Annotated in this window: 1 protein-coding gene and 1 pseudogene; both read right to left on the reverse strand. The window is 41.0% G+C overall.

The annotated features are described in order from the left end of the window. Positions 1–39: 39 nt before the first annotated feature. Positions 40–219 (reverse strand): annotated as a pseudogene (locus RVS70_RS21655) (DUF4440 domain-containing protein); the annotation flags it as partial. A 10-nt stretch (positions 220–229) separates the two neighbouring features. Next, positions 230–708, reverse strand: a 479-nt coding sequence (locus RVS70_RS21660) for an MBL fold metallo-hydrolase (RefSeq protein WP_321134784.1), incomplete at its 5' end; no start/stop codon positions are given.

Here is a 708-nt window from a genome sequence, read left to right on the forward strand (position 1 = left end):
GAATCATTATATGCAGGAATGGCACATCAAAGACATATCTTACACACCAATTAAATCAGTACCATATGAATTATCGATTACACAAAGCCACTCGTCTTTCGCATTCTTCTTAAAGACATAGGTTGCCCTTCTTCCCATCGCATACTCGGAGTCCTTTTTATCCGAATCAAGCAGTGTCTGAGAAAGAACGAGGACAGTGTCACCTGCTTCCAGTTCTATCGCTACTGCATTAATCCCTATACCTTACCACATAGTTTTTATACAATTCATCGTTATAAAGAATTTCTTCGCCATGTGAAGAGCAAATGAGCGTTGGTTTGATTTGATCTATGATTGAGCCGCTATCGATGTTCTCATTTATATCAACACTGAATCTTCTTATAGGTGGGTGTAAATCCTCCTTACTTGTGATAAAAAGATCACCCGTTAAGAGCGTACGATCGATTTTATGATAATACACGACATGCCCCGGGGAATGTCCGGGTGTTAAATCATATTGCAGAGGCAGGTGAGCAAGCGTTTGCTCTGTCAGCGGCTGAACAATATGGGCTACCCCTGTGTTCTCTGCTTCATTTTTGTTTGGATAAGGCGCTTCTCCATTGATATATATAAGTTCTTTCTGGTGGGCATAAATCGGAAGATCAAATCTCTCTAACCATTTTGATGCACCTCCGATATGATCACTGTGGCCATGGGTAAGCAAAATGG

The organism is Virgibacillus sp. M23 (assembly GCF_034190895.1).
In the GTDB taxonomy this organism is placed as follows: domain Bacteria; phylum Bacillota; class Bacilli; order Bacillales; family Amphibacillaceae; genus Virgibacillus; species Virgibacillus salarius.